Below are 13472 nucleotides of genomic sequence, written 5' to 3' on the forward strand. Positions count from 1 at the left end.
TACGAGGTGAGTAAGGTACCCGCATGACCGTCCCTTACAGTCCCGATGATCGGGAAAAGGTAGTTGCGAAGCTGCCGGCAGCCCTACGCCAAGAACTCAAGGTCCGCGCAGCCGAGTTGGGCGTGGACATCAAGGACGCCGTCACCGAAGGTGTCCACGCCTGGAGAACCGGGGATTCCCCGCGCCCGCAGGTCGACACCTCCGGCGGAACCTCGTTCGCCACCTACCTTCCCAACGGGCTGTACGGCCAGTTCAAGGACGTCTGCAAGGACCGCGGTATCGCCTTCAACCAAGGCATCGCCCAGTCGATCCGGCTCTGGCTCGACAGCAACCCCTCCCCCCGCCGCGTCCCCCGCACAACCGGCGCCCGACGCCTGATCTTCGGCAATCAGAAGGGCGGAGTCGGCAAGACCGCGACGTCCGCCGGCATCGCCGAGGCACTCGCCGAAGCCGGACAGCGCGTCCTGCTCATCGACTTCGACCCTCAGTGCCACCTGACGAAGCAGCTCGGCTACCCGATGCTCGCCATCGACAACCCGAGTCTCGCCAAGCACATGCTGGGTGAAGGGAAGGGCAAGCTCCGCGAGCTGCTCGTCCCGATAGAGGAGGGAAGCTTCGGCGGCCGCCTGTTCCTGCTGCCCGGCTGCAAGGACGCGTTTCTGCTCGACGCCAAGCTGGCAACCACCCGGCACGTGCGCATCAAGGAGACCGCTCTGGAGAAGGCGCTCGAGCCACTGGAGAGCGAGTTCGACTACATCGTCATCGACTGCCCGCCCAGTCTCGGCTACTCCATGGACACCGCCCTGTATTACGGGCGCACCCGCGACGGTGAGGAACCCGAAGCCTCGGGCGTCGTGATCCCCGTCCTGGCCGAAGACTCCTCCGCGGACGCCTACGACATGCTCTTCGACCAGATCGAAGACCTGACGGCCGACCTCGACGTAGAGATCAGCAAGATCGGCTTCATCGTCAACATGTACGACAGCCGTAAGGGATACATCGCCACCTCCTCCCTCGACAGCTGGAAGGCCATCGGGGACCCGCCCGTTCTGGGCGTGATTCCCGAGCGCAAGGAACAGCGCGAAGCAGCCCGCCTCAAGCAGCCACTGCTCACGTCGGCCCCCGACTGCGAACAGTCCGAGGTCCTGCGCACCATCGCGATGGCGGTGAACGGATGAAGGCCGCCGACCGCCTCGGAACAGGCGCTTCCTTCGGAAACGTCCCCCGCGGCCGCAGCGCACGCGGCCGAGCGAAGGCCGTCACCCAAGGCGACCTGCCGGCGTACGAACTCGTCCGCCTGCGCCTCAACGAGGTGGCACCCACCCCCCTCAACCCGCGGCGCAACTTCGGCACCAAGGAAGAACTGACCCGCTTCGGTGAGGAACTGCGAGCGGCACAGCTTGCCGCCTGCGTGGCCGTCTCCCGCGACGTCTATCTGAACCTGTGGCCGGACCACGAGGACCGCATCGGCGAGGCCGGGCACATCCTCGTCAACGGTGAACGCCGCTATCGCAGCGCCTCTCAGGTCGGCCTGGACGCCCTGGACTTCGTCGTCCGTGACGAACTGGCAGCCTCTCGCGAGACGTTCATAAACCATCTCCTCAAGGAGAACCTGGACCGCGCAGACTTCGACATCATCGAACGAGCCCGCGGCATCAACGAACTCGTCGAGGTCTGTGCCGAAGAATCAGTGCGTGGAGCTCGCACCCGGGCGGCAGAGAACCTGGGCAAGGACCGGTCCTGGGTCACGCACCAACTGTCCCTGCTCGAGCTGCCCGAAGAGATCCAGCGGATGCTCAGTTCCGGCGACCTTCCGGAACGAGACGGACGCCTTCTCGTCCGGCACCTGAAAGACCACCAGGGCCTGATGACCGCCGCTGAGCTGCTGCACGTCCTGAAGGACGAGAAGGCAGCACGGTCCGCTGAGCGGGAGGCCGAACGTGCCCTCCTCGCAGAGGCAAGGGGCCGCACGCAGAACACCGTGGAACCGGCGCAACCCGACCGCCCCTCCCCCGGCCCGGAAGGCCAGGAACCCACCGGCCCGGCGGCTGACTCTCCGGCAGCCCCGGCTACGCCGGCGCGCGAGACGGCGCCCGCAGCACAGTCCGCTCCTGCCGCTCCTGCCGTTCCCGAAACCCCGGATACCGGGCACTCCCCCACACCGGAGGCAGCGAAAGCAGCCGCTCGACCGACGACCCCGGTCCCCACACAAAGCGCAGCACGGCACCCCGCCGTGCCGGCAGAACGGGCGGTCATCGAGCTCGGCCACGTGGAGCAGGTCGCCGATGCTCTGGCCGATCACATGCCCGCGGAGGAGCTGAAGAAGCTTGCGGGACTGCTGCTGGAGCGGGCGGACAACAAATAGACGAGCTCTGACTCACGCGCGCGGGGGAGCGGATGTTGTACGCGTACAACATCCGCTCCCCCGCAACGAAGCAGCGAGGGCCTTGCCGCAGGGGTGACCACCGACATCCTGAAGTGGCCAACCGTCACCACCCCGGCCGCACGCGGCCGCAGGCCCGTGAGCGACTCGCGGCGCCGGTTCAGCGCACGGGCGCGATCGCATCCCCCAATGGCGCCGCCAAGTCGGTCGACGGCGCAGAGGCCCCAGATGATGAAGTGCGCCCTCGCACCGCGGCGTGAAAACACACCGGCCTGAAGCGCAGGCACGCGGTGCGCACGACCGCGACTGCCCGCGCGCACCGACCTGGGCAGCCGATTCAGTGCTGCGTAGTGGCGCACGGCCCGGGGGAGGCCTCCCCGATGTTGTACGCGTACAACATTCACGACGCGGGGCGGGCTCTCCCGATGTTGTACGCGTACAACATCGGGAGAGCCCGCGACGAGCCGGCACGCGAACGGGGAGCGACGCTGCCTCGTCAAGGACAGTGACATCCACACCCCGAGAAGGAGGACCGCGGTGTTCGTGGAGATCGTCTTCGTGGGACTGCCGATCGACCGTGACGAGGTCGAGGAGGCGTTGGAAACGGCGTTCGAGTACGACGGCGAGGTCACGGGTGCGGGCAGCGGCATGGGCCGATGCCATCTTGACCTTGAAATCACGGGGAACTTGGACGCATCGACGGCCCTGGAGCGGCTCCGGGGCGTGCTGTCCGAACTGGGAATCGCGGAGTACGCGGCCTTGAACGTCAGCCACTGATCAGGCTGCCATTCGCACTCGTCCGCCCAGCAGGTGACCCGGTTGACGCCCAAAGAGGGTCGTCTCCGACCGGGCAAGCCAGGCCGATCCCTGAAGCGCTGGACCACGTCGCGGCCGGTGTCTTCGCCCCACGGACTGGGATTGCATCGGCCGAGGCCACCACACCCACCGGCCGGAAGCGGATGGCACCGCACATCCCAACCGCCCAACCACCAACCCGGCACAGCGATGCGGCACCCGTCCGCTGAAGGGCTATGCCTTCCGCCTGCGAAGCGTCGGACGGGCCTCCCGATGTTGTACGCGTACAACATTCACGGCCCGGGGGAGCTCTCCCCGAATGTTGTACGCGTACAACATTCACCGTCCGGGGGAGGCCCGCGCGCGATGTTGTACGCGTACAACATCGCGCGCGGCCGTACGGACCATGGAGAGGTGCTCGCCACGCGCTCTTCCCCACGGCGTAACGGCGATGACGCCTCCGACGGGGATGCCCGCGCCGCCAGGCCGGGCCCTGCACGCCACCCGTGTCAGGCCCAGCGCACACCGAGTTCGGTGAGAGCGGTGCGCCGTTCCGCCGAGAGCTTGTCGCGCCGCGCCCGAGTATTGGATACCCACACCCCGAGCTTGACGGGCGTCGGCTCGGGCTGGCCGTCGATGAGGATCTCTTCGAGGTGCGCGCGGGGGACCGGCCTGTCCGGGCCTTCACGCTGGACCCACTGGGCCAGGGCTTGCAGACCCCGCTCGAAGGCGGTGATGGTGCTCCTGGCCGAAGTAGCGTCCGAGCTCGCGGCGGGGTGGGGGTGGATACCAACGTGCTCAAGGCGCTCGCGCTGCTCGGGTGTGAGGTTGTGCCACACGGCGGGATCGCGTTGCCGGCTGAGCCAGCTGCCGACATCGACGCCGTGGACGGTGACACCGGGCAGCACCTCGGTGAGCCCGTTCTCCTCGGCGAGGAGTTCGAGGGCTGCGGCGTAATGGCGTTGCCAGTCGACAGGCCACTGCGGATCCCAGTCGGGATCGATCGCTTCCAGCGCGGCACGTCGCTCGACCGCCCGCTCCACGTCCCCGCCCAGGCCGCCGGTCTTACGGAGATTGGCGAGCCACTGACCGACGGCCACCCCCTGGATCGAGGCGCCCTTCGGCGCGGCGAGCGTGCCGTGGGCCGCGTGGTAGGCGCGGGCCGCGGACAGGTTCTTGAAGAACCGGGCGTCCGCGACCGACCAGGTCATGCCGAGTTCGTTCAGGAGATCGGTGCGCCAGGCCTTCAGCGTTCCGAGACGGAAGGCGCGTCGCTGCTCGCTGACCCAGGATCCCAGCGCGTAGGTCTTCTCGTCCGCTCGGTCGCCGCTCTGCGGAGCGGTCGCGTCGAGGGGGACGTCCGCGTTGCCGTGTTCGTCCACCCAGCGGCGCAGGGCGTTGAGACCGGTCAGCCAGATCTCGGAGTCGGGGCGCAGGACGCGGGTACGCAGGAAGGCGGCGATGACATCGGGGTTCCGGGGCCGGGAGAACCGCAGCAGCGGCACTGACTCCACGCTCGGCGGCGAAGCGGCCCCGGGAGCAGCGACAGGGCCGCTACCGGCGGCGGGTTCTTCGGCTCCTTCGGAACCGGGGACCTCGCTGGGGCCCTCGTCCTCGCCAGCCACCGGCGTAGCCGTTCGACCTTCCTCGTCCTCGGGGGCCGCGTCGGCGTTCTCGTGGAGCGGATCCAGTCCGACCACATGGCCGGCCTGCCCACGGGCGGTGGTGGTCCTGAGGATCATCCGTTCGATGACCCGTTCGTCGTGTGCTCTGAGCCCTTGAAGTACGGCGACAAGGGGGCGGTAACTAGCGGAGGCCATCATGTCTTCCGGGCTCTCACCAGGGCCGAGGAAGACGGGCACGATCAGCCGCGCGACCTTGCCCTCGCCCGGTTCCTGACGGAGCCCCCGGCCCGTGATCTGCACGATCTCCACGGGTGAGCTGCGAGTGTCGGCGAAGACGACGCCGCCGACACCCCGCTTCCCGCGGATGTCGACGCCTTCGCCGAGTACCCGGCAACTGCTCAGCACACCGAGGTCGGTGACCCAGCCATCCGCGTCCAAGCCGTCGGCGAACCGGTCCAGGACTTGCCGACGGTGTGCGGCCGGATGCTCACCGCACAGCCATTCCGCGCCCACCCGCTTCGGATAGGCGATCGGGTCCGTCCCGTGCAGCTCGGCGGCGGTCTCCGGGAGGGCGCGGGCGAACGCCATCGCGTCCAAGGTGCGCGAGTGGAACGTCATGAACGACCGGACACCAGTGGTGTCCGCGTGCTTGAGGAGCGCCGCCTGCAGCGCCGCCAGGCGCCGGCCCCGCTGTTCCTCCGCCGACGTGCCCGCTCCCGTGCCGTCAGGGTCCTGGATCTCCAGCACGTCGATCTCGAAACGGGCCAGGACGCCGCGCTCGACACTCTCCATCAGGCCGAACTCGTACAGCACGGGCCCGTACAGCTCGACATCGTCCATCGAGGCCACCAGGCGCCCGCCGACCGCTTCTGCGGCGTTCGGCGCGTCCGTCGACATACCGCGGGCAGGTGAGGCCTCCCACAGGCGCGGTGTCGCCGTCATGTACAGGCGTCGCACCGACGGGATCCGCTCCTGGTCGTGCACGGCCGCCCAGGCCTTCCCGAGATCACCCGATGTCCGGTGGGCCTCATCGATGACCAAAAGGTCGAACGGCCCCATCCTCTGACCGAACGACCCGCGCATCGCCCGCTCCAGGACGCCCGGCGCCACAGCGCTGTCGGCATCGCCCTGGTCGTCCTCCAGACCTTGCGGCGAGAGGCTGGCGTACGTGGCGAACACCACCATCGGACCGTTTCCGGCCCACAGTGCAAGCTGGGTGGGATTGGTCGTGCACCGTACGTCGAGCGCTTCCAGCAACGGATCGGAGCCCAGGCTGCACACCGCGACCGCCGGACCCTTGTGTCCTACCGCCCGCCACGCCTCGACCGTCTGCGTCAGCAGTTCCAGCGTTGGCACGAGGACCCCGACCAGGCCCTGCGGAACCATCCGCAGGGCGGCCACCCCGGCGGTGATTGTCTTGCCTGAACCGGTCGCCATCCGGACCTGTCCGCGTCGGCCCCGGGCAGGAACGAACCCCGATGCGGGGAGGGAAAGCCCTCGGACAATCGAGTCGACGGCCTCAACCTGATGCGACCGAAGGGAAATTCCACTCAACTTCGCCACTCCTCACTCCCCAAGGCCAACAGGATTGGATGCTGCCGGAAGAGCACCAGTGAACCGCTCCACGATCCGGTACCGGCTGACACGCATGTCCCGTGGACGGCGGCCTGCCTTCCTCACCTGAAGGTACAAGTGCCCCCACACTCAATCGCCAACATTCGTCCAATCACTGTCCAATTTACCACCAGAATGAGTCAAATCGCTGTAGGATGGGCGCATGAGTGAAGAAGCCAGCGTGGAAGCGCTCCTGGAGGAAGCCCGCCTCACCGCCTGGATGCCGCCCGCCGCCGAACGCCTGCGACTGCGTCAGGCGGCAAACCTGTCACGCGCTCAGGTGGCCGCCGCCGTTGGCGTCGGACGCACTACGGTCGCCAACTGGGAAGCCGGATCCTCGGAACCAACGCCGCCCGGCCGCCTGAAGTACCTGCGTCTGCTCAAGGGCCTCGCCGAGATCTACCCCACGCCGGCACCCTCCGCACCCACCCCGGCACCGGCCCTGGTAGAGGAGTTCACCTTCTCGCTCGAAACCCTCCGTGGACCCGACGGACTGGCCGTCGAAGGCGCGCCCGGCCCCTGTATCCGCTGCGGCGTCATCACCACCCACCAGTCCATCGAGGGCCACCCGCTCCATGTCGGAGCCATGTGCCGGCCCGCCACCACGACGCCCAGCACCCCGGCACCGACACCGTCTCCTGCCTCGCCGACTCCGGCACCCGTCCCGACGCGGCCGCAGCGCCGTGCCCGCTCGGCCGCCCGCGCCCAGGACGAGACCACCGGGCTCATCGGCCGTGCCGTCCACGAAGAACTGGCGAACGCCGCAGGCGACGTCGACATCGCGCTCAACGCCCTCGTCAAGCGCGCCATCAACGACGTGATGCGCCTGTTCGACGAGACGCGTGCCACCGCTCGCTACCAGTTCACGGCGTACCCGGCGCTGCCGGACATCCTGAAGAAACCCTCGAAGAAGGAGCCGGACCAGATCTGGGAGGCCCGCCCCAACTTCCGCCACCCCGACTACTCACTCCGAGCCCCCGGCGACATCAAGGTCACAGCCCTGGACGTCAACGCGGCCTATTTGTCCGCCCTCAAGTGCTGGCTCCCGATCGGCAAACTCGAGCACAGCACCGGCACCGACGGCATCGACCCGAAGCGCTCGGGCGTCCACCTGATCACCCCCGCCCGCTGGCTCCATCCGCACCTGCCCGACCCCATCGGCGACCGTGACGAGCCGGGCGCCCTGTGGGTCACCAACGCCACGCTGCGCCTCCTGCAGCGGCTCTCCGGCCCCAAGTACGGCCTTGCCGAAGCACCCGTCGTCCACGAATCCTGGACGTCCGGTGCGACGGAGAACTTCCTCGACGCCCTGCGTAAAACCCTCACAGCCGCACGCGAGACCGCGCTCGCCGAGGACGACACCGTCACTTTGGAGTACATCAAGGCGATGTACTCCAAGTTCATCTCCACGATGGGGGAGTCGATCCACAACCGTGAGATGGTCCGACCGGACTGGATGCACATCATCCACAGCCAGGCATACGCCAACCTCTGGGGCAAGGCCTACAAGGCTCACCAGGCGGGTCTCGACATCATCAGCATGATGGGCACCGACGAGCTTCACGTCACCGGCAACTGGCGCCAGGTCTTCACCGAAGGCCGCGGGGTGTCCGAGATGAAGATCAAACACAGCGATGCCAAGACTTCCGGTGAGTACACCGTCGGAAAGGCGACCCGCTGATGGCCGGCCGCTGGATGCACCTCGGGCTGTACAACGCCCGAGGCGTACCGGGAGCCGATGCCCTCGGCGCAGCCATCGAGCACATGGTCACCGGTATCTCATCACCGGTCGACAGCGAACGAGGACTTGCCGCCCGCCTGCGCTACCTCACCAAGACCGACGCCGGCTACGAAGCCATGGACCGCGCGGGCATCCACGTATCCCCCCGCACCCTCATGGCCTGGCTCGCCGAAGAACAGACTCCTAACAAGGCCAACCTCGCCCGCCTCGACACCGCCTACTGGGACCTGCGCCGCCGCAACGTCGCCACCGACCTCAAACACCGCCTCAACAACAACGGCCGCGGCACCCGCATCGAGATCAACCCCGTCGACCAGTCAAGCGTCGACCGCAAACACCAACGGGACCTGCCCAGCCGCAATGTCAGCGTCCGTGGCGTCTGGGACCGAGCAGTGGACGCCTGGATCGAGGACGACACCGAGGAACTCGATGCCATCTGGGACGACATCATCACCGGCCTCGGCAGCGACTGGGACGCATACTCCCACGTCTCCTCCATCGGCTGGGCAGCCTGACCACCCGCCGTGTACGAACGGGCCTGGAGACGCTGGGCGAGGTGATCCCGGTCTTCCCGGACATAGCTCTTGGCGGCCCCTGGGATGTCGGGCAGGGGCTGGTCAGCGACCGAGACGTACCGCCCCCTGGCGCGAGGGCGGGGCCCACGTCGATACCTGCGGTGTCCAGTACTGCTGCCGTATAGGTACGGAGGGGGAGGTCGGACGGGGCGTGCCAGACGTGTTCGGCGCCGAGTTCCCGGGCCGCGTAGAGGTGCTCGGGGCGGGAGACCGAGGCGTCGAGTATGGCCCCGATGTTGCGGGCGAGCTGGACGGCGATGCCGCCCACGGCACCGGCCGCGCGGACAATCACCTGGTTCCCGGGGGCTGGAGTGGGCTCGGGGACCTTCCGGACGGACAGGACTTCGGGCCCGCCGTGGCGAGCGATTTGGATCGCGCGCCACGGCGACCCCCTTTACGAGGCGAGTGGACGGAAATCAGGCGGCGATCGGAGATTCGTCGGCATCCTTCGCCGACGTCCGTGTCCGAGGCAGGACGAGAGAGGCGAGGGCCAAACCGATCAGACTCAGTACCGCGCCTGCCAGGCCGGTCCATCGCAGAGCGCCGGCGGCGACGATCGCGCCGCCGATGACCGAGCCGGCTGCGGCGCCGAGGTTGAAGGCGCCCACGTTGACGGAGACCGCCAACGTGGGGGCGGCGCCCGCGTGGTGCAGGATCAGTCCCTGCAGCGGGGCGATGGTCGCGGTGGCGAGCAGGCCGAGCACCAGGACCGCTGCCACCGCGGTGGGCTGCCACACCACGGCGAAGGGGACGAGCAAGAGCGTTCCCGTCAGCCCGCCGAATACCCCGCGTACGGTGGCGCTCATCGACTTGTCGGTCAGCTTTCCGGCGGTGAGGTTGCCGAAGAAGCTGCCCGCGCCGTAGGCGAACAGCAGACCGGAGACCGCCGTGGCGGAGAAGCCGGAGACACGGGTCAGCAGCGGGGCGATGTAGGTGAACACTGTGGCGACCCCGGAGAAGCCCACCGCGGTGGTGGCGATGGCGAGCATGACCGGCCGACGTGCCACTACGCGTATCTCGTCACGCAGTCGCGTGGACGGTGCCTTCTGCCGGGGCAGTACGGCGGCAAGCAGCAGGGTGCCCACCAGGGACAGAACGGTCAGCACGGCGAACGGAGCCCGCCATCCGGCGCCCTGCCCGAGCAGTGCCCCCAGGGGTACTCCGAGGAGCGTGGCCCCGGTGAATCCGGAGGCGACGGCGGCGATGGCCGAGCCCGTTCTCTCAGCCGGGACCACCCGGGCCGCCGTCACCAGCGCCAGGGCCAGGAACACAGCGTGACTGAGCGAGGAGACCACGCGGCCCACCAGGAGCAGGCCGAACGACGGGGCCACGAAGCTGATCGCGCTGCCCGCCGCGAACAGCAGCATCAGGCCGATGGCGAGTCCTTTGCGCGGCAGACGCGAGGTCAGCAGGGCCATGAGTGGCCCTCCGATCACGACCCCGAGCGCGTATGCGGTCACCGCTTGTCCCGCAGTTTCCACGGAGACGTCAAGATCAGCGCCGACCTGGGGCAGCAGCCCGGCGATCAGGTACTCCGAAGTACCCACGACAAAGACGCTCGCGCACAACGCGGCGAGCGTCGCGAAACCCTTGTTCACCTTCATGCCGCAGACGCTAAAGTCTCATATCCATATGAGAGTCAAGTCGAACGGGCAAAGCCCGCGCGACCATCAGGAGGTCGTTGTGCGCATCGGTGAGCTGTCCCGGCGGACCGGCGTGGCCGTGCACCTGCTGCGCTACTACGAAGAACAGGGTCTGCTCCACCCTTCCCGGCGCCCCAGCGGATACCGGGAATACATCGAAGAGGACGTTGCCACCGTCCGCCGCATCCGCAGCCTGCTGGCCGCGGGCCTGGGCACCTCTACGATCACCACGGTCCTGCCGTGCCTGCGGGACACCGGCGACCGTCTCGTCCCCACCTGCTCGGACTTGCTCGCCGACCTTCACCAGGAGCGCGACCGTATGGCTCGGGTCATCAGCGACCTTCAGACCTCGATGGACGCACTCAATGACGTCATCGCTGCGGCCCCGGCCGACGTCACTCGCCGGGCACTGGCCTCACTCGACGTGTAAATGAATCAGCTCTCACACAGGACTCTTTCCCGGAACAAGATCGAAAGTGATCGGCGGGAGTGGTTGGGATCGCGGAACGCGAGGGTGGGTTGCCCTGGTTCTGGGGGATGGACCCGTGGGGTCGTGGTCAACTCACGGGGCGGCTTCGGCAGCTTGCTCACAGGCTCGCCCGCCAAGTCGACCTCAACCAACGATCCCTGAACGACCTGCAACGGCGATGGCGTCGACGTGGCGGGGTGAGGTGGGCGTCATGGACTGGATACTGGCGGCTCCGCAGCCACGCCCCGGTCGTAGTCCATACGGGCACTTTGGACTTCCTCGATATGACACTCAGCCCATGCCTTGATCGAGGCCATCACCGGCAGCAGGCTGCGGCCGAGTGGGGTGAGCTGGTAGTCCACCCGGACCGGCACCGAAGGGGTCACCGTGCGGGTCAGCAGGCCGTCTCGTTCGAGGGTACGCAGCGTCTGGGTGAGCATCTTCTGGCTGACCCCGGCAATGATCCGGTTCAGGTCGCGGTACCGCAGCGGTCCGTCGGCCAGCGCGTTCAGCACCAGGCTCACCCACTTATCGCTGATCCGGTCCAGCAGCTGCCGGGCCGGGCAGGTGGCGAGGTAGGCGTCGTAGGCGGCGCGCTCGTCGGCACGGCGCTGGGGGGCGGTGCGGGTGACCATGGCACTCCCGGGTCGGGTAGGCACTCCCAAGTACGTACTTCCTGTTGGAGAGTAACACCCCGTAAGTTCGCGGACATGAAAGCTGTGATCGTACGTTCCTTCGGTGGCCCGGAAGTCCTTGAAGTGGCGGAGGTTCCGGTGCCGGAACCGGGTTCCGGCCAGGTCCGGATCCGGGTCGCCGCCGCGGCTGTCAATCCGGTGGATATTCAGACCCGCTCCGGCGCGCTCACGGCGGCGGGTCTGCTCCCTGACCGGGAGGTCATCGGCATCGGCTGGGATGTCGCTGGCACCGTCGAGGCGCTTGGACCCGAGGTCGTCGGCTTCCGACTCGGCGACTTAGTGATCGGGTTGTCTGACCGGCTGGCGTTGTCGCTAAAGACGCAGGCTGAGCACGTGGTGCTGGATGTGGACGCGGTCGCTGCGATGCCGGCCGGCACCGACCTGGTCGCTGCGGCGACTCTGCCCTTGGGCGGGCTCACCGCTGCTCAGGCACTCGATATCACTGGAGCCAAGCTCGGCGATACGTTGCTGGTCACCGGAGCGGCGGGGGCGGTGGGCGGATACACAGTGCAGCTTGCCGCGCTGGCCGGCGTGCGCGTGGTTGCGGTAGCGGGCGTCGGCGACGAGGAGTTGCTGCACGATCTCGGCGCGGAGTTCTTCGTGCCGCGGACTGCGGACCTGCCCGCCGCGGTGCGCGACCTGGTGCCCGGCGGCGTGCACGCCGCGGTCGACGCGGCGTGCACGCCGCGGTCGACGCGGCGTCTGTGGGCATGCTGGCGTTGGACGCGGTGCGCGGCGGGGGTTCGTTGGTCAGCGTGCTGGGCAACGCGCCGACGCCGCTGAGAGACATCCGGGTGGACAACGTGTGGATCCGCGCGAACGGCCCCCGTCTTGCCGAGTTGGTCGCTGCGGGGCTGCGTCCTCGAGTCGCCGACGTCCTGCCGCTGGACAAGGTCGCCGAGGCGCATCGCAGGCTGGAGGCGGGTGGGCTGCGCGGTCGTCTGGTGCTGGTGCCTTGACGGAAAAATCACGCCTCTGCGCAGGTCAGACGGTGGCTGCTGGTTGGAGGACCACTTGGCCTCCCCGTAGATATGGCCGTGGAAACAGCGACAACAGGGGGTCACGAACTCGCGCGACGCTACTGGATGGAGGTTCGCGGTTAACGCACGCGGATGGACTGGGCCGAAATACTGGTCTCACCTGAGGGGCCGGAACGGAAATCCTCCATGGACCATGGTTGAAGAAGTGCGCGCCGGTGGGCCGCCAGTCCGGGTCGACGATGCTGGAGCTGACGGTGAGCAGCCGCCCGATGCCGTGGCGCTCACCGAGTACGTGGTGACGGTCTGCTTGCTTGACGAGGATCGGTGAACCTGCGCGGTGGCCATGCTCCTGACCCTGTTCTATACAGTTCGGATGAGCGGTTATTTCGCTGGGTAGCTCACTGAATCTGCGCAGGGTTGGGGTGGTCCAGCCGTCTGGGCTGTGGTGTTTTGGCTCCTGGCGTGCTTGCGCAGGTTGGTTGAGTACTGCGCAGGTTCGCTGGTTCACCACACGTGCCGTACGTCTGAGCATTCGGCGGGGACCATCAAAATTAACGTTCTTTACCCCGGACTATTAGTGATGCAAGGTGATGTCCGATGAGTCCAGTTCTTAGCTACGGACGAGAATGAGGCACGCGGTTCACACTCCAGTCACCCGCCCCTCTTGTTGGCGCATAGCTGTCTGTGACGATGTGTCGAATAATGCCGCAGGTGTTTTCCGGACTCGGCCTGCGCGCACTGCGGAGCCGTGCGCGCAGGCATCCAAAGGCTCCTGACTTCCCATCACCACCGTGGCCCGTAGCCGCCGAGCACACCCGCACCACATTCCGGTACGTGCGGGAATTCCGGAGGAATTCTCTAAACCCATTCCGGAGGAATGGGTTTGAAACCCGTAGGGTTTTGTCGTCTTGACGACCCGTAGGGTCTTGCGTCGTTCCTCCGGAGGAGGACG

At 67.6% G+C, this 13472-nt stretch carries 11 protein-coding genes and 1 pseudogene; 8 read left to right on the forward strand and 4 right to left on the reverse strand.

The window, feature by feature from the left end:
- The first annotated feature begins 23 nt into the window (after nt 1-23).
- The 3 genes from ACGFZA_RS40755 (at nt 24) to ACGFZA_RS40765 (ending at nt 3160) form a co-directional block, all read left to right on the forward strand.
- Nucleotides 24-1178, forward strand: a complete 1155-nt coding sequence (locus tag ACGFZA_RS40755) for a ParA family protein (protein WP_385286086.1) — start codon at nt 24-26, stop codon at nt 1176-1178.
- Nucleotides 1175-2365 (forward strand): ParB/RepB/Spo0J family partition protein, encoded by a 1191-nt coding sequence (locus ACGFZA_RS40760; protein WP_393686009.1) that lies wholly within the window; start codon nt 1175-1177, stop codon nt 2363-2365. Before ACGFZA_RS40755 ends, ACGFZA_RS40760 begins: the two co-directional genes overlap by 4 nt.
- Before the next feature lie 555 nt (nt 2366-2920).
- Entirely contained in the window at nt 2921-3160 is a 240-nt protein-coding gene (locus ACGFZA_RS40765) for a hypothetical protein (RefSeq protein WP_385286090.1), read from the forward strand.
- 527 nt (nt 3161-3687) lie between these two features.
- Here the strand turns inward: ACGFZA_RS40765 and ACGFZA_RS40770 are convergent.
- A complete protein-coding gene (locus tag ACGFZA_RS40770) occupies nt 3688-6357 on the reverse strand; it encodes a Helicase associated domain protein (protein ID WP_393686012.1) in 2670 nt (889 codons plus the stop codon).
- Nucleotides 6358-6580: 223 nt separating this feature from the next.
- Here ACGFZA_RS40770 and ACGFZA_RS40775 point away from each other — a divergent pair, with 223 nt between their 5' ends.
- Together ACGFZA_RS40775 and ACGFZA_RS40780 are read left to right on the forward strand one after the other, a co-directional pair.
- Nucleotides 6581-8098, forward strand: a complete 1518-nt coding sequence (locus ACGFZA_RS40775; protein ID WP_393686014.1) for a helix-turn-helix domain-containing protein — start codon at nt 6581-6583, stop codon at nt 8096-8098.
- Nucleotides 8098-8673: a transcriptional regulator gene (locus tag ACGFZA_RS40780; protein WP_385286096.1), complete on the forward strand. Its 576-nt coding sequence runs from the start codon at nt 8098-8100 to the stop codon at nt 8671-8673. Before ACGFZA_RS40775 ends, ACGFZA_RS40780 begins: the two co-directional genes overlap by 1 nt.
- Before the next feature lie 476 nt (nt 8674-9149).
- Here the strand turns inward: ACGFZA_RS40780 and ACGFZA_RS40785 are convergent, their stop codons facing one another.
- Nucleotides 9150-10337, reverse strand: a complete 1188-nt coding sequence (locus ACGFZA_RS40785; protein ID WP_393686016.1) for an MFS transporter — start codon at nt 10335-10337, stop codon at nt 9150-9152.
- A gap of 79 nt (nt 10338-10416) precedes the next feature.
- On the opposite strand from ACGFZA_RS40785, the gene ACGFZA_RS40790 reads away from it, so the two are divergent.
- Nucleotides 10417-10806, forward strand: a complete 390-nt coding sequence (locus tag ACGFZA_RS40790) for a MerR family transcriptional regulator (RefSeq protein ID WP_393686018.1) — start codon at nt 10417-10419, stop codon at nt 10804-10806.
- A 248-nt stretch (nt 10807-11054) separates the two neighbouring features.
- Here the strand turns inward: ACGFZA_RS40790 and ACGFZA_RS40795 are convergent, their stop codons facing one another.
- Nucleotides 11055-11480 (reverse strand): winged helix-turn-helix transcriptional regulator, encoded by a 426-nt coding sequence (locus ACGFZA_RS40795; protein ID WP_393686020.1) that lies wholly within the window; start codon nt 11478-11480, stop codon nt 11055-11057.
- 75 nt (nt 11481-11555) lie between these two features.
- On the opposite strand from ACGFZA_RS40795, the gene ACGFZA_RS40800 reads away from it, so the two are divergent.
- Nucleotides 11556-12323 (forward strand): NADP-dependent oxidoreductase, encoded by a 768-nt coding sequence (locus ACGFZA_RS40800; protein ID WP_393686022.1) that lies wholly within the window; start codon nt 11556-11558, stop codon nt 12321-12323.
- Nucleotides 12251-12499, forward strand: coding sequence for a zinc-binding dehydrogenase (locus ACGFZA_RS40805; RefSeq protein WP_393686024.1), 249 nt, complete (start codon nt 12251-12253; stop codon nt 12497-12499). The genes ACGFZA_RS40800 and ACGFZA_RS40805 overlap by 73 nt, the downstream gene beginning before the upstream one ends.
- Before the next feature lie 214 nt (nt 12500-12713).
- On the opposite strand, the pseudogene ACGFZA_RS40810 reads toward ACGFZA_RS40805, so the two are convergent.
- Nucleotides 12714-12800: pseudogene (locus tag ACGFZA_RS40810) on the reverse strand (NAD(P)-dependent oxidoreductase); the annotation flags it as partial.
- Between the last annotated feature and the right edge of the window lie 672 nt (nt 12801-13472).

The organism is Streptomyces sp. NPDC048211 (genome assembly GCF_043202315.1).
GTDB lineage: Bacteria > Actinomycetota > Actinomycetes > Streptomycetales > Streptomycetaceae > Streptomyces.

What these genes read in the sequence shown, in the direction of transcription:
- ACGFZA_RS40760 (WP_393686009.1), top strand. Translation starts at nt 1,175, where the DNA reads ATGAAGGCCGCCGACCGCCTCGGAACAGGCGCTTCCTTCGGAAACGTC.
- ACGFZA_RS40775 (WP_393686014.1), top strand. Translation starts at nt 6,581, where the DNA reads ATGAGTGAAGAAGCCAGCGTGGAAGCGCTCCTGGAGGAAGCCCGCCTC.
- ACGFZA_RS40785 (WP_393686016.1), bottom strand. Translation starts at nt 10,337, where the DNA reads ATGAAGGTGAACAAGGGTTTCGCGACGCTCGCCGCGTTGTGCGCGAGC.
- ACGFZA_RS40800 (WP_393686022.1), top strand. Translation starts at nt 11,556, where the DNA reads ATGAAAGCTGTGATCGTACGTTCCTTCGGTGGCCCGGAAGTCCTTGAA.
- ACGFZA_RS40780 (WP_385286096.1), top strand. Translation starts at nt 8,098, where the DNA reads ATGGCCGGCCGCTGGATGCACCTCGGGCTGTACAACGCCCGAGGCGTA.
- ACGFZA_RS40755 (WP_385286086.1), top strand. Translation starts at nt 24, where the DNA reads ATGACCGTCCCTTACAGTCCCGATGATCGGGAAAAGGTAGTTGCGAAG.
- ACGFZA_RS40805 (WP_393686024.1), top strand. Translation starts at nt 12,251, where the DNA reads ATGCTGGCGTTGGACGCGGTGCGCGGCGGGGGTTCGTTGGTCAGCGTG.
- ACGFZA_RS40795 (WP_393686020.1), bottom strand. Translation starts at nt 11,480, where the DNA reads ATGGTCACCCGCACCGCCCCCCAGCGCCGTGCCGACGAGCGCGCCGCC.